The sequence below is a fragment of the Thermoanaerobacter ethanolicus JW 200 genome, assembly GCF_003722315.1.
Lineage (GTDB): Bacteria > Bacillota > Thermoanaerobacteria > Thermoanaerobacterales > Thermoanaerobacteraceae > Thermoanaerobacter > Thermoanaerobacter ethanolicus.
Genome location: NZ_CP033580.1, coordinates 1038884 through 1057023 on the forward strand (window position 1 = coordinate 1038884; position 18140 = coordinate 1057023).

17 protein-coding genes are annotated in these 18140 nt (G+C 35.0%); 16 read left to right on the forward strand and 1 reads right to left on the reverse strand.

All coding sequences use genetic code 11. The features are described 5' to 3' along the window. Positions 1–278 precede the first annotated feature (278 nt). Genes EB239_RS05125 through flgN form a run of 4 tightly spaced genes read left to right on the forward strand, consistent with a single transcriptional unit; the run spans position 279 to position 3354 of the window. On the forward strand, positions 279–620 hold the full coding sequence (locus tag EB239_RS05125; protein WP_003869289.1) for a flagellar protein FlaG: 342 nt from the start codon (positions 279–281) through the stop codon (positions 618–620). Positions 621–635: 15 nt separating this feature from the next. Beyond that, positions 636–2477 (forward strand): flagellar filament capping protein FliD, encoded by a 1842-nt coding sequence (fliD, locus tag EB239_RS05130; protein WP_003869290.1) that lies wholly within the window; start codon positions 636–638, stop codon positions 2475–2477. Positions 2478–2492: 15 nt separating this feature from the next. Beyond that, positions 2493–2879 carry a flagellar export chaperone FliS gene (gene fliS / locus EB239_RS05135; RefSeq protein ID WP_003869291.1) on the forward strand — a complete coding sequence of 129 codons (387 nt, stop codon included), beginning with the start codon at positions 2493–2495 and terminating at the stop codon, positions 2877–2879. A gap of 4 nt (positions 2880–2883) precedes the next feature. Continuing rightward, entirely contained in the window at positions 2884–3354 is a 471-nt protein-coding gene (gene flgN, locus EB239_RS05140; protein WP_003869292.1) for a flagellar export chaperone FlgN, read from the forward strand. A 24-nt stretch (positions 3355–3378) separates the two neighbouring features. On the opposite strand, the gene EB239_RS05145 is transcribed toward flgN, so the two are convergent. Beyond that, positions 3379–5487: a methyl-accepting chemotaxis protein gene (locus EB239_RS05145; RefSeq protein ID WP_003869293.1), complete on the reverse strand. Its 2109-nt coding sequence runs from the start codon at positions 5485–5487 to the stop codon at positions 3379–3381. A gap of 518 nt (positions 5488–6005) precedes the next feature. On the opposite strand from EB239_RS05145, the gene EB239_RS05150 reads away from it, so the two are divergent. The 12 genes from EB239_RS05150 (at position 6006) to secA (ending at position 18129) form a co-directional block, all read left to right on the forward strand. Then, positions 6006–7049 (forward strand): IS30 family transposase, encoded by a 1044-nt coding sequence (locus EB239_RS05150; RefSeq protein WP_129545101.1) that lies wholly within the window; start codon positions 6006–6008, stop codon positions 7047–7049. Between the two features lie 312 nt (positions 7050–7361). Beyond that, on the forward strand, positions 7362–7559 hold the full coding sequence (locus tag EB239_RS05155) for a zinc-ribbon domain-containing protein (RefSeq protein ID WP_003869296.1): 198 nt from the start codon (positions 7362–7364) through the stop codon (positions 7557–7559). Positions 7560–7898: 339 nt separating this feature from the next. Then, positions 7899–8684 carry a basic amino acid ABC transporter substrate-binding protein gene (locus EB239_RS05160; protein ID WP_003869297.1) on the forward strand — a complete coding sequence of 262 codons (786 nt, stop codon included), beginning with the start codon at positions 7899–7901 and terminating at the stop codon, positions 8682–8684. 64 nt (positions 8685–8748) lie between these two features. Beyond that, positions 8749–9411 (forward strand): amino acid ABC transporter permease, encoded by a 663-nt coding sequence (locus EB239_RS05165; protein WP_003869298.1) that lies wholly within the window; start codon positions 8749–8751, stop codon positions 9409–9411. Beyond that, positions 9398–10120, forward strand: coding sequence for an amino acid ABC transporter ATP-binding protein (locus tag EB239_RS05170; RefSeq protein WP_003869299.1), 723 nt, complete (start codon positions 9398–9400; stop codon positions 10118–10120). The genes EB239_RS05165 and EB239_RS05170 overlap by 14 nt, the downstream gene beginning before the upstream one ends. Positions 10121–10504: 384 nt before the next feature. Continuing rightward, positions 10505–11050: a ribosome hibernation-promoting factor, HPF/YfiA family gene (gene hpf / locus EB239_RS05175; protein WP_003869300.1), complete on the forward strand. Its 546-nt coding sequence runs from the start codon at positions 10505–10507 to the stop codon at positions 11048–11050. A gap of 129 nt (positions 11051–11179) precedes the next feature. After that, positions 11180–11821, forward strand: coding sequence for a hypothetical protein (locus EB239_RS05180; protein WP_003869301.1), 642 nt, complete (start codon positions 11180–11182; stop codon positions 11819–11821). Between the two features lie 231 nt (positions 11822–12052). Then, the gene (locus tag EB239_RS05185; RefSeq protein ID WP_003869302.1) at positions 12053–13327 is read left to right on the forward strand and encodes an HD-GYP domain-containing protein; all 1275 of its coding nucleotides are present in this window, start codon (positions 12053–12055) and stop codon (positions 13325–13327) included. Then, positions 13317–13901 carry a DUF5317 domain-containing protein gene (locus tag EB239_RS05190; protein WP_003869303.1) on the forward strand — a complete coding sequence of 195 codons (585 nt, stop codon included), beginning with the start codon at positions 13317–13319 and terminating at the stop codon, positions 13899–13901. The genes EB239_RS05185 and EB239_RS05190 overlap by 11 nt, the downstream gene beginning before the upstream one ends. Then, positions 13867–14379 (forward strand): transcription repressor NadR, encoded by a 513-nt coding sequence (locus EB239_RS05195; RefSeq protein ID WP_003869304.1) that lies wholly within the window; start codon positions 13867–13869, stop codon positions 14377–14379. Before EB239_RS05190 ends, EB239_RS05195 begins: the two co-directional genes overlap by 35 nt. A gap of 109 nt (positions 14380–14488) precedes the next feature. Then, positions 14489–14989, forward strand: coding sequence for a hypothetical protein (locus tag EB239_RS05200; protein WP_003869305.1), 501 nt, complete (start codon positions 14489–14491; stop codon positions 14987–14989). Positions 14990–15435: 446 nt separating this feature from the next. Continuing rightward, entirely contained in the window at positions 15436–18129 is a 2694-nt protein-coding gene (gene secA, locus EB239_RS05205; protein WP_003869306.1) for a preprotein translocase subunit SecA, read from the forward strand. Positions 18130–18140 lie beyond the last annotated feature (11 nt).

Sequence of the window (18140 nt, forward strand, 5' to 3'; positions counted from 1 at the left end):
ACAAAAGTACGCGGGGATCTAGACTCGATGCCCCGTTAAAGCTATCGATAATACCTCATTAGAGGTATAGATAGCAAAGTCTGTTGAACAAGGGCCAGTGTCTGTGTGTCTTCGTGACCACAGAAGAAGCTCTTAAGTAAACAGAACCCTCGCCACTTGTGGCGGGGAGTAGTCAGATAAAAAAATTTAAACTTTTTAAAATATATGTCGATATTTATAATAGCAAAAAGGGAAGTTGTTACAAATGATAAATTTTTATTCCAGGAGGTAATAACGGCATGTTGCAGGGGATAAGTACTGCGGGAACGGGGCAAGTAAATTCGCAGTTTAAAAGAGATAGTGCGTTAGTAGAGGAAATAAAAGCAGTAAAAGATATACTTAGTAAACCTGTGGATGAAGCTAAACTTAATAGTGAGCTTAATAAAGAAAATAGGAAAATAAGCATTAACGATCATACATATTTTGAATTTTCTGTACACAAGCCTACAAACACAATAGTGGTCAAAATTGTTGATAGCGATACAAATGAAGTTATTGACGAGATTCCTCCTGAAAAAATACTTGACCTTGTGGCAGGATTATGGAAAATAGCTGGACTTTTTGTGGATAGAAAAATATAGTTGGGGGTATGAAAAATGGATCCAATAAGTATGAATAGCTACAATGTGAGCAATTTATTGAGAATCAGTGGTCTTGCGACAGGACTCGATACTGATTCTATGGTACAGCAGCTTATGAAGGCTGCAAGTATACCTCTTGATAAATTAGAACAACAAAAGCAATGGTATCAATGGCAGCAAGAGGATTTAAGGGATATAAACGCACAGCTTATGTCACTCCGAAATGACATTGTTTTTAAGCTCAAACTACAGGGGACTTTTATGGCAAAAACTGTTACATCGTCAAATCCTTCAGTTGCAACGGCTACAGCAGGTGTAAATGCGATAAATGGAACTTATACTATATCAGTAACGCAATTAGCTCAAGCTGCGACAACTGCAAGTACAGATAAAATTGGTGCTGCAACTAAAAATTCTGATGGAACATATACGTATAATACACTTAATAATACAGGAAACGATATATATCTTTATTTAAAGGGATTAGACGGTACAAATAAACAAATAGTAATAAAAAATGGTGCAACAATAAATGATGTAGTTGCTGCTATAAATGCTCAGACTAATGCGACAGGCGTAATTGCTACATATGATCCGGGTTTAGATAGGCTGTTTTTGGTATCAAATTTTACTGGAGCAAATTCAAAGATTGATTTTAGTGGTACAAATGTTGATGGAGCAAATTTTTTAGCAAACAAGCTAAAAATTAATATTGCGCAATTAAGCAGCAGTGCTGCTTTAGGTCTTGGAGGAAATAGTGGTATTGTAAACAATACTGGAAGCGATATATCACTGCAATTGAATGGTAAAACAATAATCGTAGCAAAGGGTGCAACTGTACAGAACTTCGTAGATGCTATAAATGCTGCTGGAGCAAATGTTACGGCTTCGTATGATTCTACATCAGATAAAGTAATATTAACCGCAAGCGCTGGTTATTCAATAGATTTTACAGGAACAGGGCCTGACGGAATGAATTTGCTTAACAACACGTTAAAACTAACAATATCTTCGATTTCAGCACAAGGACAAGATGCCAAATTTACTTTTAACGGTGTTCAAATGACAAGTTCAACTAACAATGTCACAGTAGCAGGAATAAATATTACCCTCACAGGAACAACTAATAGTACAACAACTTTATCCGTTTCAACAGATGTTGACAAAATATATAACTCTATAAAAAGCTTTGTTGATAGCTACAATGATATAATTACAAAGATTAATACAAAACTTACAGAAAAAAGATATTACGATTATCCACCTTTGACTTCTGAACAAAAACAAGCTATGAAAGACAGTGACATAACATTATGGGAACAAAAAGCCCGCTCTGGGGATTTGGCTAATGACGAAACTCTTATGCAACTATATTACTCCATGAGAAAAGTTGTTTCATCTACAGTTTCTGGTGTAGGCTCTTTAAGTTCAATTGGTATTACTACAGGCCAATGGTATGAGGGTGGGAAATTGTACATTGATGAGACTAAGCTTAGAGATGCTATCGCAAATAATCCTGATACTGTAATGAAGATATTTTCAGGTGTTTATCAGACAGATTCTAATGGAAACACTACTTTGGTTACTAAAGGCATTGCACAAAGTTTGTATGATACCTTAAACAGTGGCATTGATGCCATAACTCAAAAAGCAGGTAGTACCACACAGCTTTATGATACAAGTTTTATAGGAAACAGAATAAGAGAAATAGATGATAGGATTGCTCAAATGCAAGATTATCTAAATAACCTTGAACAGAGATATTATGCACAATTTACACAGTTAGAGATGTATGTAAGCCAAATGAATTCACAAAGTGCGTGGCTAAGCCAGCAAATTGGTGTTATGACGAAATAAAAGGGGGGTGCAGCAATGGTAAATCCGTATCAGCAATATAAAGAGAATGCAATTTTGACTGCCAGTCCTGAAGAGCTTGTTTTAATGCTTTATAATGGTATAGTAAGGTTTATAGAAGAAGCAAAAGGGGCGATAGAAAAAAAAGATTACATGGCAGCTAATAACAGCATACAGAGGGCACAAGACATTATTACAGAGCTTATGCTTACCTTGGATATGAATTATGACATATCTAAAAACTTGTACAGCCTCTATGACTATATGTTAAGAAGATTAATTGATGCTAATGTAAAAAAAGACGTGGTAATTTTGGAAGAAGTAAAAGGGTTTGCAATAGAATTAAGGGATACTTGGAGTGTAGCTCTTAATAAAGTTAGAGAGAAAGTCTACGCGAAGGGTTGATGAGATGCATAATAATGTAGAAAAGCTTACTCAAATTGTACAGGATAAAATTCAAAGATTGAAAGAACTTTATGAGATTACTGAAAAAATAGGTGTATCTATAGCTTCTAACAATTTAGAAGAATTGAAGAATTTACTTACTACAAAGCAAAAAATTATAGAAGAAATTGACAAATTAGACGCTGATTTTATCCCTTTGTATAATACTTTTAAAAAGCAAAATAAAGTGGAAAGTATTTTTGCTTTGGAAGGGAAAGTTACAGGAGAAATAAGTAAATTGAAGGCACTCTTTATAGAAACAAAAGCCCTTTTGGAAAAATTAAAAGAGAAAGACGATAAAAATCTTCAAAATATAATTGCTGTTTTCGAAAAAATAGAAAACAAATTAGAGGAATTGTCAAAGAATAAAGAAGGGTATATAGAATATCTTAAATACTATACACCTGACAGTTATTTTTTAGATAAAAAACGTTAAAAGAAGCGGCAAATCGCCGCTTCTTTAAATTTTAAATTTATTTATTGTACTCATCAAGGTATTTGCAATATTGCTCAAATCTTGTGCGGATTTTGATATTTCTTCTATTGCAGTTTTTTGTTCCTCTGTTGCAGAAGATATTTCTTGGGTAGAGGCAGCAGCTTCTTCTGTTACTGCGGCGATATTTTGTATGGAATCTAACATTTCACTTCTGCTTTGAGAAATTTTCACCATTGAGTCATTGAGTTTATTAAGCTCCTCTACGATTCGATTTACTGCTTGCTGAATGCCGTAGAAAGTATGAACTGTTTTTGCTAAAGATTCATTTTGTTTTTCTATAGAAGCACTTGCTTGTTCTACTACTTTATGGGTATCATCAATGTTTTGCTGTATTTCTTTTATAATAGTTTCAATATTTTTAGCGGCTTCAGAAGACTGATTTGCCAATTTTCTCACTTCCTCGGCTACTACAGCAAAACCGCGACCGGCTTCTCCTGCACGGGCTGCTTCAATTGCAGCATTTAATGATAAAAGATTGGTTTGGTCAGCTATTGCGGTTATTGTTTCTACAATTTTTCCTATTTCATGAGATTTTTTCTTTAAATAGGAAGTAGATTCTTTCACTTTGCTGTGCATTAGTTCTGTGACTTTAGTCTTTTCGCTTAATTCTTTTATATTTTCTAATCCAGTATTTGCTGCTTTTGTTACAGAATCAGTTTCTTCATTTATATTCATTGAATTTTTCATTGTCACATCTAAATTTTGACTTAACAAATTGGTAATAGTTGCAGCTTTTTCAGCTTCTTTTGCTTGCTCCTGCGCGCCTTTTGCTATTTCTTCCATAGCTGCAACTACTTCATTTGTGATTTGCTCAGCTTTATTTGATGCAAAGGATACTTTTTTAGAATATTCGTATACAGAATTTGCGGCAGATAATACGTCGGCTACGAGGCTTTTTATACCATCTATCATAAGGTTAAAGCTTAAAGCCAGCTTGCCTATTTCGTCGTTTGATTTCACTTCTACTTCTTGTGTCATATCCCCATTTGCAGCTTTGCTCATTACTGTCATGACTTTTCCTATTTTTGAAGTAATATTTTTTGAGAAAAAATACGCTACTAATATTCCTATTAAAAGACTTATTAAACTAAAAATTATTGTGTTGTCTTTAATTTGAGAAGTTTTTTCAGCAAGTTCTGAAGAATCCATGGTTATTGCAGCTTTCCAACCAAAATTATTTAAAGTTTTTACAGATGCAAATTTATTTGTTCCATTGTCATTGTACTCAAAACTTCCTTCTTGCATAGAGAGAATCTTTTTGCCGTAATCGTATTTTGTTATGTAGGAAAATAAATTTTTCTTATCTTTATCAGCGATTATAATGCCTTCATTAGAAATTAAATACACATTTCCTGTTTTCCCTACTTTTATAGAAGAAATCATGTTAGAAAGAGAATCTAAATTTATGTCAAAAGCCAAAACTCCTACGACATCAGAAGCAGCAGAAGTTAAAGAACTTCTAACGGCTTTTGAAACAGTAACTACGCCTCCATTTGTCCCATCATTGCTGTAAGGGCCAGTCCATATTATTGCATCCGGATTTTCAATAGCTTTTTTATACCATTCCTGGCTGGTAGGGTCATAGTTTGGGTCGAGGGGAAGGTCAGGAGATTGAATTATTTTTTTATCTGGTGTTGCAAAATAAATAAGAGATATTTTAGTACTTTTTGCTTTTAAAATGGTTGTAAATAAATCTTGTAAATTCTTTTTATTAGTTTCGAAATCACCTTGTCCTAAATTTAGAATTTGAGGATTGGCAGAGAGAATAGTAAGCTGAGTTTCAATATCATTTTTGAAAAGGTCTACATAATTATTTATTAGTCCTAATGTATCAGCATTAGAGAGGTTAATAGTATCTTGTAAAGTTTTTATTGATTTGCTTGTAGACATATAACCAGTGAAAGCAAGAGGTACGATTATTATAAAGGCTATGAAGGTCATTAATTTAGCAAATATGCCGCTGCCACTGTTTGAAAGCTTTAGTCTAACGTTTGCCTTAGGAATTTTGAAAAACGAAATTTTAGAGAACCTTAGTTTTAACTCTTTCTTTTGAATTCCTTTTTGCCTTTTCATTAGTTAAACACCTCCAAAATGGGTGAATTAAGTTATGCAAGCGGTTGTATAAATATATTATACCACTGTTAGATGGATTTTACAATAAAATGTCGGAATTTGTATTTTGAGATCGTAAAAATTTTATTAAAATTTTACAGACTGTAGACAAACTTTCGTAAAGGAGATATTTTGCATAAGGAGCGACTTGTTACAAAGCGCTAACAAAACTTAGCAAGACCGAGGGTGGAGGCAGGGCCGAAGCCATGGATGGCGGAGGCGGGCACCTTAAGGCATGGATGCCGATTGTGCACGGTACCCTGCCGGAACCTGAAGGTCGAGCTTTAGTTTTGTCGTTTTGGAACATCGGAGCGACGATGCAAAATATCTCCTTTGAATATTTTTTAATTTTGTCAACAAACTGAAAAATTTTAGGTTAGTTGTATAATTAAATGCAACAGATAAAAAAATAGAAACCATAGTGAAAATCGTGTATGATATAGGTGTCAACTAAACATCATACAAGGAGGATTTTCACTATGGTTCATAATAATGATACCACAAAAAATCGTTCTTTTAAACACTTAAGTAGCTATGAACGAGGAGAGATCTATGCATTACTCAAAGAAGGAAGAAGTATTCGGTATATTGCTAAAAAACTTAATCGATCTCCAAGCACTATAAGCCGTGAAATTAAACGTGGAACTACTACACAACTTAGAAGTGATTTATCTTCTTATACAAGCTATTTTCCTGAAACCGGTCAAGCTATCTACGAAAAAAATCGTTCAAATTGCGGAGCTAAATTTAAAGTAGCTAAAGCAGAAGATTTCTTGAAATATGCTGAAAATAAAATATTAAATGAAAAATGGTCACCAGATGCAGTTGTAGGCTATTGTAAAAAAGACCCAAGCTGGAATAATAAAACTATTGTTTGTACTAAAACACTGTACAACTATATAGATAGAGGATTATTAGAAGTTAAAAACATTGATTTACCTTTAAAACTACGTTTAAAACCAAGGAAGAAACAAAATCGTAAAAATAAACGTATTATGGGTAAAAGTATTGATTTTAGGCCTAAAGAAGTTGAAAGCCGTGAAGTTTTTGGGCATTGGGAAATAGATACGTTAATTGGCAAGAAATCTAATGACAAGGTCCTTTTAACATTAATAGAGCGTAAGACTCGCCATGAAATAATATTCTTATTAGATGCAAAAGACAATAAATCTGTTAAAGATGCACTATCAAAATTAAAAGATATGTTTGGTGACAATTTAAGCAAGGTCTTTAAAACAATAACATCTGATAATGGTACAGAGTTTAGTGATTTAGAAAGTGCTCTTTTAGAATATGGCGTAGAAGTATATTATACACATCCATATTCATCTTGGGAAAGAGCTACAAATGAACGACATAACGGTCTTATACGACGTTTCATCCCTAAAGGTAAAAGTATTAAAGATTTATCTATAGATACGATAAAGAGAGTAGAAAACTGGCTTAATAACCTTCCACGAAAATTGTTAAATTACAAAACGCCTAAGGAATACTTTTATGAAGAGCTGGCAAAAATCTGTTAAGCCCATCCCTTATAAAGTTTAGAGCTCGTTCGTGATTTGTCAAGGGGCAGGCTTCGCCTGACTTTAACCCTTGACAAATCACGACCTTCGCTCAATTTGTTAACTAAGATGGGCTTAAGGTTATATATGATTTGTTCCAAATCCTATATCTACATGATTTTCATTAGGTGTTGCATTTAATATTGCAATTTATAACTGAAAAATTTTATTAAAATTTTATTGCTATTTAAGGTTTAAGGTGATATAATACACGTATAATATAATCGAAAGATTATATTGAACCAAAAATTCAAAGTGAGGGGATTATTAGTTATGTATCAAGACAAAGTGTTAGTGTGCAAAGATTGTGGAAAAGAGTTTGTGTGGACAGCAGGAGAACAACAGTTTTATGCGGAGAAAGGTTTTCAAAATGAGCCTGTAAGATGTAAAGCGTGCAGAGAAGCGAAAAAGAGAAGAAACCATCAGTACAATGCTAGAAGAGACAAGAAAGCTTTTGGCATGAGCAGATAATCCCCTTACTTTTTCGCAAGAAAAGTAAAGAGGATTATACAAAAGACACCATTTTGGTGTCTTTTTTACACTTCAGAACTTTTTCCACATTGTTAAAAGCGAATTTAAAAGTTATTCACAAACTTATCCACATTATCCACAGATTTTTATTTCACAACATATTTTTATACTTTCTAAAAAATTTCATGTCCTCTTTAAAGAAAAAAATATTGAAATTTTATTCATATGATATTATAATTATGAAAGCAAAAGGTCAGAAAATCTATTTGTAGCAGTTATTAATAATTGACATTTTTTATGAATTTACAAAATTTTTATAAAGAGGAGAGGAGAAGAAAAATGAATAAAAAAACATTATTTGTTTTCTTAACAATGACAATTATTTTGGGTTTAATTTTATCCGCTTGTGGCAACAAACCAGCTAATACTTTGGACAAAATTAAGGAAAAAGGCGTTATCGTAATGGGTACAAGTGCAGATTTTCCTCCTTATGAGTTCCATAAAGTAGAAGGAAACAAAGATACAATAGTGGGGTTTGACGTTGATATAGCAAATGCCATTGCGAAAAAATTAGGGGTTAAGCTGGAGATAAAAGATATGGACTTTAAAGGGTTGATTCCAGCTCTTCAAGCTGGGCGCATAGATATGGCGATTGCTGGAATGACTCCAACACCGGAGAGGGCTAAAAGTGTTGATTTTTCAGACCTTTATTATGATAGTAAACAAGTGGTAGTAGTGCGTAATGACAGTCCTATTTCCAAATTTGATGACTTAAAAGGCAAAACTGTTGCAGTGCAAATAGGCACCACCTCTGAAGAAGCTGCTAAAAAGATACCGGATGTAAAATTGAAGCAGCTAAATCGTGTTGGAGACGCTTTTATGGATTTAAAGAATGGCAGATGTGATGCGATAGTATTGGAAAATACTGTAGCAAATGCATATCTCAAAGAATACAAGGACATGAAGATACTTAACATGAAAGAAATCAACACGGTAGAAAATGGTTCTGCTGTTGCAGTAGCTAAAGGAAATAAAGAATTAGTGAATATAATAAACGATGTGATAAAAGAGTTAAAAGCAAGTGGCGAATATGACAAACTTATAGATAAATGGTTTAAGCAATGATGAAATTTGGTGGAGAATTTTAAAAACAGTTCTCCACTAAAATTTTGCTGAAAGGAAGATTTTTATGAGTGTAAATTTTTTGAGCATGCTAAAATACAGTCATTTATTTGTAAGCGGCCTTCTCATGACTTTAAAACTCACCTTTTTAGCAGTGACTATAGGAGTTATATTAGGCCTGATTGTTGCTCTTATTAAAATGTCTTCTATAAAACCTATAAGCTTTATAGGAGCCAGTTATGTTGAAATTATAAGAGGTACTCCTCTTTTGGTACAACTTTTATTGATATATAACGGTCTTATGCAATTTGGAATAGATATACCAGCTTTTACAGCAGGAGTTTCTGCTCTTGCCATAAATAGCGCTGCTTATGTTGCAGAGATTATAAGGGCAGGCATACAAGCTGTAGACCCTGGGCAAAACGAAGCAGCTCGTTCCCTTGGCATGACTCATGCTATGGCGATGAGGTATGTGATAATTCCCCAGGCAATAAAAAATATTTTACCTGCTTTGGGAAATGAATTTATCGTGATGCTCAAAGAATCAGCTATTGTATCAGTAATAGGCTTTGCTGACCTTACAAGGCAAGCAGATATTATACAAAGCATTACTTATAAATATTTCGAACCTTACATCATAATTGCAGCCATATATTTTGTAATGACATTTATCTTTTCAAGACTCCTTGGAATCTTTGAAAGGAGGTTGAGGGCTGGTGATACTCGTTAAAGATGTGCATAAAACTTTTGGCAATTTAGAAGTGTTAAAAGGCGTAAGTTTAAATGTAAATAAAGGAGAAGTTGTTGTAATAATAGGACCAAGCGGTTCAGGGAAAAGTACCCTTTTAAGGTGTATAAACCTTTTGGAAGTACCTACTAAAGGAGAAATCTACATTGAAGGAGTCAAAATAAACGACAAAAAAGTAAACATCAATAAGATAAGGCAAAAAGTAGGGATGGTTTTTCAGCATTTTAATTTGTTTCCACACTTAACGGCTTTAGAGAATGTAACTTTAGCTCCTATTAAAGTGAAAAAGATGGACAAAAAAGCCGCTGAGAATATAGCTTTGGGCTTACTGGAAAAAGTGGGGCTTGTTGAAAAAAAAGACGAGTATCCTATTAAGCTATCAGGCGGTCAAAAGCAACGACTTGCAATTGCAAGGGCATTAGCTATGCAGCCAGATGTCATGCTTTTTGACGAGCCCACATCAGCCCTTGACCCTGAAATGGTAAAAGAGGTTTTAAATGTAATGAAAGGATTGGCTAATGAAGGGATGACTATGGTAGTTGTCACCCATGAGATGGGGTTTGCGAGGGAAGTAGGAGATAGAGTCATTTTTATGGACGATGGAATGATAATTGAAGAAGGGACTCCAGAAGATATTTTCTACAATACAAAAAATGAAAGGACAAAGGAATTTATAAGTAAGATTTTATAAAGGTACTCCGAAAAGGAGTGTGAGCTTGTACACAAAGTATAATTTTGATTGGCATTTTGCAAGTTTGCTCCAGCAACAAAGCAGGCTAAACTAACGCTCGCTCTCAGACTCTGGCGGGGTTCCGGCCACATTCGACATCCTTGTCTCAGGTGGCCGCTTCCGCCATCCGTGGCTCCAGCCCCGCCTCCGTCTTTCGAGCTTGCTAAGTTTAGCTACTGCTTTGTCGCGAGTCGCATTACTTCACAAAATGCCAATCTTGCAAAATAGTTTGTCAACAGTCTGGCACTCCGAAAAGGAGTGTTTTTTGTTTCCACATATTGCAGGAATATTGTTTTTTATGTAGAATTATATTAAATAGAAGGATAATGAGAGGGGTTTGATACTATGAATATCACAGTAAGCGGTAAAAATGGCATGACAGTTACGGATGGACTAAGGGATGCGGTTATAAAAAATGTGAGCAAGTTAAGCAAATACTTTCCAGAAGATACTGAAGTGAGGACTGTTTTAAGTGTACAGAAAAACAATCACATTGCGGAAATCACGATACCTTTTAAGGGTATTATATTTAGAGCTGAAGAAGTCAGCGATGACATGTATGTGTCAATTGATAGGGTTGTAGACAAAATAGAAAAACAAATACTTAAACACAAGGCAAAGCTTAAAAATAGATTTGGTGCTAATGAGTCAATAAGGTTTGAAATTCCACCTGTTTATGAAGAAGCTAAGGGAGAAGAGGAAGAGGGTTCCTTTGAAATAGTTAAGACAAAGAGGTTCCCCATAAAGCCTATGTCACCTGAGGAAGCAATTCTTCAGATGAACCTTTTGGGACATAACTTCTTTGTATTTACAAATGCCGACACTGACACTATAAATGTCGTATACAAAAGAAAAGATGGGAAATATGGCTTAATAGAGCCAATAGAATAAAACTACATAAGAAGCTAAAAAATTGGGGATAGGCTCTATCCCCAATTTTTTTGTCTAAAAAGAAGGAATTTTAAATTTTGTATAGAATATATTTTTAGTGTGGACAAATTTTAATAGGGTGTGAAGATAATGGGTGAAATAACAAAAGATACAGTAAATTCGATGGAAGAGTATATAAATAAAATTCAAGGAGTACTATCCAGTAGGGTAGTTGTAGAGAATGGTGAGATAACAGAAATTCACGTGTTGGCTGACAGTACAAGGAATGCAAAGCAGATTGCAAGAGATGTGCAATCTGTCATAATGGCGCAGTTTGGAATTGATATAAATCACAAGATTGTCAGTGTAGCGCAAATTGATACTGGAGAAAATCTCCAAGGAGAACAGAGGCTTGTTTTTTCAAGCTATTCATTTATAAATAATGGACTTACCAGTGAAGCAAGAGTTATCCTCACAAGAGGCGATGAGGTTTTTGAAGGATATGCTGAAGGACCTAATACTGCAAGTAATAAATATAAAATAATTGCCAATGCTACACTGGACTCTATTTCTAAATTGATTCCCAGAAACCATTTATTTTTATTGGAAGATGTCGATATATTTAATATAGCAAAAAACAGGATAATAGTTGTAGGGGTTACTCATGTGACAAATAACCAGGAGGAACTCCTTACCGGGTCTTGTCTTATAAAAAAAGATGAAGGAGAAGCTGTGGTAAAAGCCACATTGGATGCTGTTAACAGGCGTGTAATGTCAATTACGTCCCGTTAGTTATTTTAGTTATTTTAACACCCAAACCGCTTAAAAGTTGCTTAGCGTAGCGTTACCTGAAGCCTAAGGGCAGAAGAGTTATCACAGCAAAGGAGGGTTTCAGGATGAACAAAGCGACACTTATAAAAATATTGCTGGCTTTAATGGCACTCGCATTAGCAGGAGGTGCAAATGTTGCATGGGGTTAAGGCGGTTTGAGGTGTTTTTTAGATTGAAAATAGGAGGTTTATTATGCTTAACAAAAGAGTAAAAATATATATTTCTATAATAATAATAGTGGGATTATTTTTTATTATATATTCTATTTTAAACGTCCCTACAAATAGAATTGTAGATATAATTCTATTTGGATTTTTTGCTGCTTTAGCTGAATCAATGCCATTATATGTAACAAAAGAATTAACTGTATCGGTTGCTTTCGCTGTTGATTTAATGGCGGTGCTTATTTTTGGACCATATGAAGGTTCTTTAATTGCAGCAATAGGTGTGGGATTTCAGGTTGGTAAATATATGGATGGCAAAATAAGACATATTTTTAATTTTCCTTATTACAAGACTTTATTTAATATATCTCAATTAGCTCTGAGTGTTGGTATTGGTGGATTAATATATAGATATACTGGTGGTGTAAATACAAATTATATATATCCTAAATATATTCTTTCTGCATTGTTAGCTGCAATGATATATTACTTCTTAAACACTATTATTGTGGCTGTATTAGTGTCTTTACTAACTAATAGACGAATTAAATATGTTTTAACAAAAGATTTTAAATGGATGATTCCAAACTTTCTCTTCCTTGCCTTTGTAGGTATAGTTATGTCAGAGGCTTTTATAAGAATAGGATACATAAGCTTCATTTTACTCTTTATACCTCTTTTGATGATACGCTATATGTTTAAGCTTTACATAGACTCAAAGCAGTCTTATTACGACACAATAAATGTGCTTGTAAAGGCTCTTGATGCAAAGGATAAATATACAGCGGGTCATTCAAAAAACGTTGAAAAAATTGCGGCTTTACTTTGTAGAGAATTTGGTTTTAGTGAGTCTCACACTGAAATGGTGAGGATTGCATCACTTTTACATGACATAGGAAAGATTGGAGTAAAAGAAGAGGTTTTAAATAAGCCAGGGAAGTTAACTGATGAAGAATTAAGCATAATAAAAGAACATCCCCAAAAAGGCTATGAAATTTTAAGAGATGTTCCGGCTTTAAAGGAGGCCTCTCTATGGGTGAAATACCATCACGAGTGGTACGATGGAAGTGGATATCCCGATGGCATAAAAGGTGACGAAATACCATTGGAAGCGCAGATACTTTCCCTCGCAGACGTTTTCGATGCTTTAGTTTCAGACAGGCCCTACCGAAAGGCTTTTTCACAAGAGGAAGCTTATAAAATAATTTTAGAACATGAAAGGACGCAGTTTAGCCCTAAAATAATAAACGCCTTTAAAAAAGCTTTTGAAAAGAATAGGGAGGAGTTTAAGCATGATATTTGATTCACTTGGTGCTTCTCTAATTTATGGAACTTTAAGAAGAGGAAAAATCAGCGGAATCGCTGATATTGACATAAAAAAACCCAGCCTTTTTATAGCTGCTTTTGTTTTGGAGTTTGGTATGTTAAACCTTGCTAATAAGTTTCACGTCATTATGGAATACCGGTCTTATATCCACTTCTTTGTTTATCTTTTGCTTTTCATAGGATTGTGGTACAATAGAGATAACAAGTATTTTAGAATAATAAGTGTGGGAGTGCTTTTGAACTTTATTGTAATATTTGCCAACGGAGGAAGAATGCCTGTCTCTGTTGATGCTTTAAAGGCAGCGGGACTTAATAATCTCATCCCTGACCTTCAGGCAAATAAAATTGCTACACATCAGGTTTTGACAAGTTCTACACGGTTAAAATTTTTAGCAGATGTCTTAGTGTTGCCGAAACCTTATCCATTGCCAAAAACCTTTAGCATAGGAGATTTTATAATGGCGACAGGCACATTTTTACTTGTTACAAATGCTATGCTTAAAAAGGTGAAGAATCATGACGGCACAAGAGCGAAGGAACAAAATAGTTGAAATTTTAAAGAATGCTAAAGAGCCTATATCCGGCTCTGACCTTGCTAAAAGGTTTGGAGTGACAAGGCAAATTATTGTGCAAGATATAGCTATTTTAAGGGCTAAAGGGATTAAAATATTATCCACTCCTCAAGGATATGTAATAGACACAGCAAAAGAAAACACTGTAAAAAGAGTTTTTGCTGTCAAACACGGATATGAGAGGACAGAGGAGGAGTTAAATTTAATAGTTGACAATGGCGGAAAAGTGCTAGATGTAATTGTAGAGCATCCCTTCTATGGGGAGATAAAAGGGCTTTTAATGCTTTCTTCAAGGTATGATGTAAGTAAATTCATGGAGTTTGTAAAAGAAGGAAAAGCGACCCTTTTGTCTTCTCTGACGGATGGAGTGCATCTTCACACTGTTGAAGGGGAAAATAAAGAGGTACTAGATAGAATACAAAAGGTCTTAAAGGAAAAAGGCTTTTTAATAGAATAAGGACTTAACCACTTTAAAAATTTTTAAAAAGTGGTTATTTTATTATTGACATGTGTATATACATCTGTGTATACTATAATTGTGAAAAGTAAAAAATGGGGGTTTTAACGTGAAGACAAGAGAAATTACTATTGGAGGGCTTTTAGCAGCACTATCCCTTATTATACCTTTGGCTTTTGGAGGAGTTTTAGGGATAGTTATTCCGCCTTTCTCAGCCACACTGGCATCCCATGTACCTGTAATGCTGGCAATGCTTATAAGTCCTGCAACAGCGGTATTTGTGGGTGTTGTATCTGCGATAGGATTTTTAATAAAATTGGGACCTATAATAGCAGCAAGAGCAGCGGTTCACGCAGTGTTTGGTTATGTTGGAGCTAAAATGATACAAAGAGGATATTCTTTTCCCGTGGCGTTAGCTGTTACACTTCCAATACATGCTGTTTTAGAAGCAATTGTGGTGATGCCTTTTGGATTTGATTTTTACAAGGCTTTTGTGGTTGTAGGAGTAGGGACAATGATTCACCACACAATAGATTCTGCAATTGCATTGGCACTATTTTACGTATTAAATCCTATTTTGAAGTTTAAAGCTGTGGACATAAAAAATTAACCTTTTAAAAAGGAAACGTCTCATTTTGAGATGTTCTCAGTCTGTAGACAAACTCTTTATGATGTATTGGCATTTTGCATAAGTGAAGCGACTTGACAGAGCAGCAACTAAACTTAGCGAGACCGACAGACGAAGGCGGGGCCGAAGCCAAGGAGGGCGGAGGCGGGCACCTGAGACAGGGATGTCGAATGTGCCCGGAACCCCGCCTGAGTCAGAGGTCGAGCTTTAGTTTAGTCTGTGATGTCACCTGGAGCGAACGATGCAAAATGCCAATAAAAATGGAACTTTGTCTAAGACAGAGAATGCATCATTTTGAGACGTTCTTTTTTGTGAAAATTGTATGAAGAGAGTGTAAAATATTCTTGAAAAAAACTGCTTTTTATTGCCATAAAGACTGCATAGTGATATAATATATAGTTGATTAATAACCTTAGAAGGTGATAAAAATGTTGGGCTTAGTTGAAAAAATATTTGGCAGCTACAGTGAAAGAGAAGTTAAGAGATTGGAACCAATTGCCGATAAGGTTTTGTCATATGAAGATCAAATGGCAAGACTTACGGATGCAGAGCTTAGGGCGAAAACAGATGAATTTAAAAATAGATTGAAAAATGGTGAAACTCTTGATGATATACTTCCCGAGGCTTTTGCGGTGGTAAGAGAGGCCGCTTGGAGAACTCTTAAAATGAAACATTTTAGAGTGCAGGTGATAGGCGGCATTGTCCTTCACCAAGGACGCATTGCTGAAATGAAAACTGGTGAAGGTAAAACCCTTGTCGCGACATTACCTGCATATCTTAATGCTTTAGAGGGCAAAGGAGTTCACATTGTAACTGTCAATGATTACTTGGCAAAAAGAGACCGCGATTGGATGGGCAAGATATACGAGTTTTTGGGGCTGAGCGTTGGAGTAATACTTCACGATATGGGCCCTGAAGAAAGAAAAAAAGCCTATGCTGCTGATATAACCTATGGAACCAACAACGAATTCGGTTTTGATTATTTAAGAGACAACATGGTTATATACAAAGAAGACATGGTGCAAAGAGAACTTAATTATGCTATAGTAGACGAGGTAGATAGCATACTGATAGACGAGGCAAGGACTCCTCTTATCATATCTGGCATAGGCGAAAAATCCACAGACATGTATAAGTTAGCCGACAGATTTGTGAGGACTTTGAGAAAAGATGAAGATTATGTAGTTGATGAAAAAGCAAAGGCTGTAAGTTTGACTGAAAAAGGTGTAGTTAAGGCAGAAAAATTTTTTGGAATTAAAAACCTTGCTGATATTGAAAATATGGAAATTTCTCACCACATTAACCAAGCCTTAAAGGCCCATGCTATAATGAAAAGAGATATAGACTATGTGGTAAAAGATGGTCAAGTCATCATAGTGGACGAATTTACAGGAAGGCTTATGTTTGGGAGAAGGTACAGTGAAGGCCTCCATCAGGCTATTGAGGCAAAGGAAGGGGTTAAGGTAGAAAGAGAAAGCAAAACTTTAGCCACCATAACATTCCAGAATTACTTTAGAATGTATAAAAAATTAGCTGGTATGACAGGTACAGCTCAAACAGAAGAGCAAGAATTTAGGGCTATTTATGGATTAGATGTTGTAGTAATACCGACTAATAAGCCGATGATAAGAATAGACCATCCTGATGTGATATACAAAACAGAAGAAGCCAAGTTTAAAGCTGTTGTTGAGGACATTGTAGAACATCATAAAAAAGGTCAGCCTGTTCTAGTTGGTACAATTTCTATTGAAAAATCTGAAAAATTAAGCGCCATGTTAAAGAAAAGAGGGATACCTCATCAAGTATTAAATGCAAAGTACCATGAAAAAGAAGCAGAGATAATAGCACAGGCAGGAAGAAAAGGAGCAGTTACAATTGCTACAAACATGGCAGGCCGTGGTACTGATATCCTTTTAGGAGGTAATCCTGAATTTATAGCTAAGAAAAAGATGCTTGAGGAGGGCTACTCAAAAGAAATTATTAACGAAGCTGCAGGATATGGCCCTGTTTCAGGCGAGGAAGTTAAAAAAGCCCGCGAGAGATATTTTGAGCTTCTTGAAGAGGCGAAAAAAGAGACTGAAAAAGAACACGATGAGGTTGTAAAGCTGGGTGGGCTTTACATTATAGGTACTGAAAGGCACGAAGCTAGGAGAATAGACAATCAGTTGAGAGGACGTGCAGGCCGTCAAGGTGACCCAGGAGAATCAAGATTTTATATATCTTTAGAAGACGACCTTATGAGACTTTTTGGCTCAGAAAGAGTAAAGAACATGATGGACAGTCTGGGAATTGATGATGACCAGCCCATAGAGCATAAGATTTTGACAAAACAAATAGAGCAGGCCCAGAAAAAGGTAGAGGGTATAAACTTTGACACTAGAAAACACGTTTTGCAGTATGACGATGTAATGAACAAACAAAGAGAGATAATATATGCCCAAAGGAGAAAGGTACTTGAAGGTGAAAACTTAAAAGAGTCTATTCTTGAGATGGTAAAAAGTATAATAGAGAGAAATGTTGAGATATATACTGCAGGAAGTAAGTATCCTGAGGAATGGGATATAAAAGGGCTTTTAGACCATCTTTACGACATGTTCCTTGAAAAAGACAGCGTGATTATTGATGTTGATATAGATAGGCTTGACAAAGAGGTTTTGGCTGACATAATATATGAAGAGGCAGCAAGACAGTATGAGAAAAAAGAGGCAGAAATTGGTCCAGAACAAATGAGGGAAATCGAAAGAATAGTTCTTTTAAGAGTTGTAGATACTAAGTGGATGGACCACATAGACGAAATGGACCAATTGCGTCAAGGCATAGGCTTAAGAGCTTATGGACAAGTGGACCCTCTTATTGAGTACAAAAAAATAGCTTTTGATATGTTTGAAGACTTGATACAAAGCATACAAGAGGATACTGTTAAATTCTTGTATCACATTCAAATTAATAAAGACAATATGATTCAAAGAGAACAGGTGGCGAAACCTATTTCCACTAATGTAGACGCAGAAGAGAAAAAACAGCCAGTTGTTAAAGGCAAAAAAGTTGGCAGAAATGACCCATGTCCTTGTGGCAGTGGTAAAAAATATAAAAAATGTTGTGGTGCCAATATAAAATACTAAAAAGGAGAGAT

Coding starts and splice junctions, on each gene's coding strand:
- EB239_RS05190 (WP_003869303.1), top strand. CDS start 13,317: ATGATATTTGATTCACTTGGTGCTTCTCTAATTTATGGAACTTTAAGA.
- EB239_RS05195 (WP_003869304.1), top strand. CDS start 13,867: ATGACGGCACAAGAGCGAAGGAACAAAATAGTTGAAATTTTAAAGAAT.
- EB239_RS05185 (WP_003869302.1), top strand. CDS start 12,053: ATGCTTAACAAAAGAGTAAAAATATATATTTCTATAATAATAATAGTG.
- EB239_RS05150 (WP_129545101.1), top strand. CDS start 6,006: ATGGTTCATAATAATGATACCACAAAAAATCGTTCTTTTAAACACTTA.
- EB239_RS05155 (WP_003869296.1), top strand. CDS start 7,362: ATGTATCAAGACAAAGTGTTAGTGTGCAAAGATTGTGGAAAAGAGTTT.
- EB239_RS05145 (WP_003869293.1), bottom strand. CDS start 5,487: ATGAAAAGGCAAAAAGGAATTCAAAAGAAAGAGTTAAAACTAAGGTTC.
- fliD (WP_003869290.1), top strand. CDS start 636: ATGGATCCAATAAGTATGAATAGCTACAATGTGAGCAATTTATTGAGA.
- EB239_RS05165 (WP_003869298.1), top strand. CDS start 8,749: ATGAGTGTAAATTTTTTGAGCATGCTAAAATACAGTCATTTATTTGTA.
- fliS (WP_003869291.1), top strand. CDS start 2,493: ATGGTAAATCCGTATCAGCAATATAAAGAGAATGCAATTTTGACTGCC.
- flgN (WP_003869292.1), top strand. CDS start 2,884: ATGCATAATAATGTAGAAAAGCTTACTCAAATTGTACAGGATAAAATT.
- hpf (WP_003869300.1), top strand. CDS start 10,505: ATGAATATCACAGTAAGCGGTAAAAATGGCATGACAGTTACGGATGGA.
- EB239_RS05160 (WP_003869297.1), top strand. CDS start 7,899: ATGAATAAAAAAACATTATTTGTTTTCTTAACAATGACAATTATTTTG.
- EB239_RS05180 (WP_003869301.1), top strand. CDS start 11,180: ATGGGTGAAATAACAAAAGATACAGTAAATTCGATGGAAGAGTATATA.
- EB239_RS05125 (WP_003869289.1), top strand. CDS start 279: ATGTTGCAGGGGATAAGTACTGCGGGAACGGGGCAAGTAAATTCGCAG.
- secA (WP_003869306.1), top strand. CDS start 15,436: ATGTTGGGCTTAGTTGAAAAAATATTTGGCAGCTACAGTGAAAGAGAA.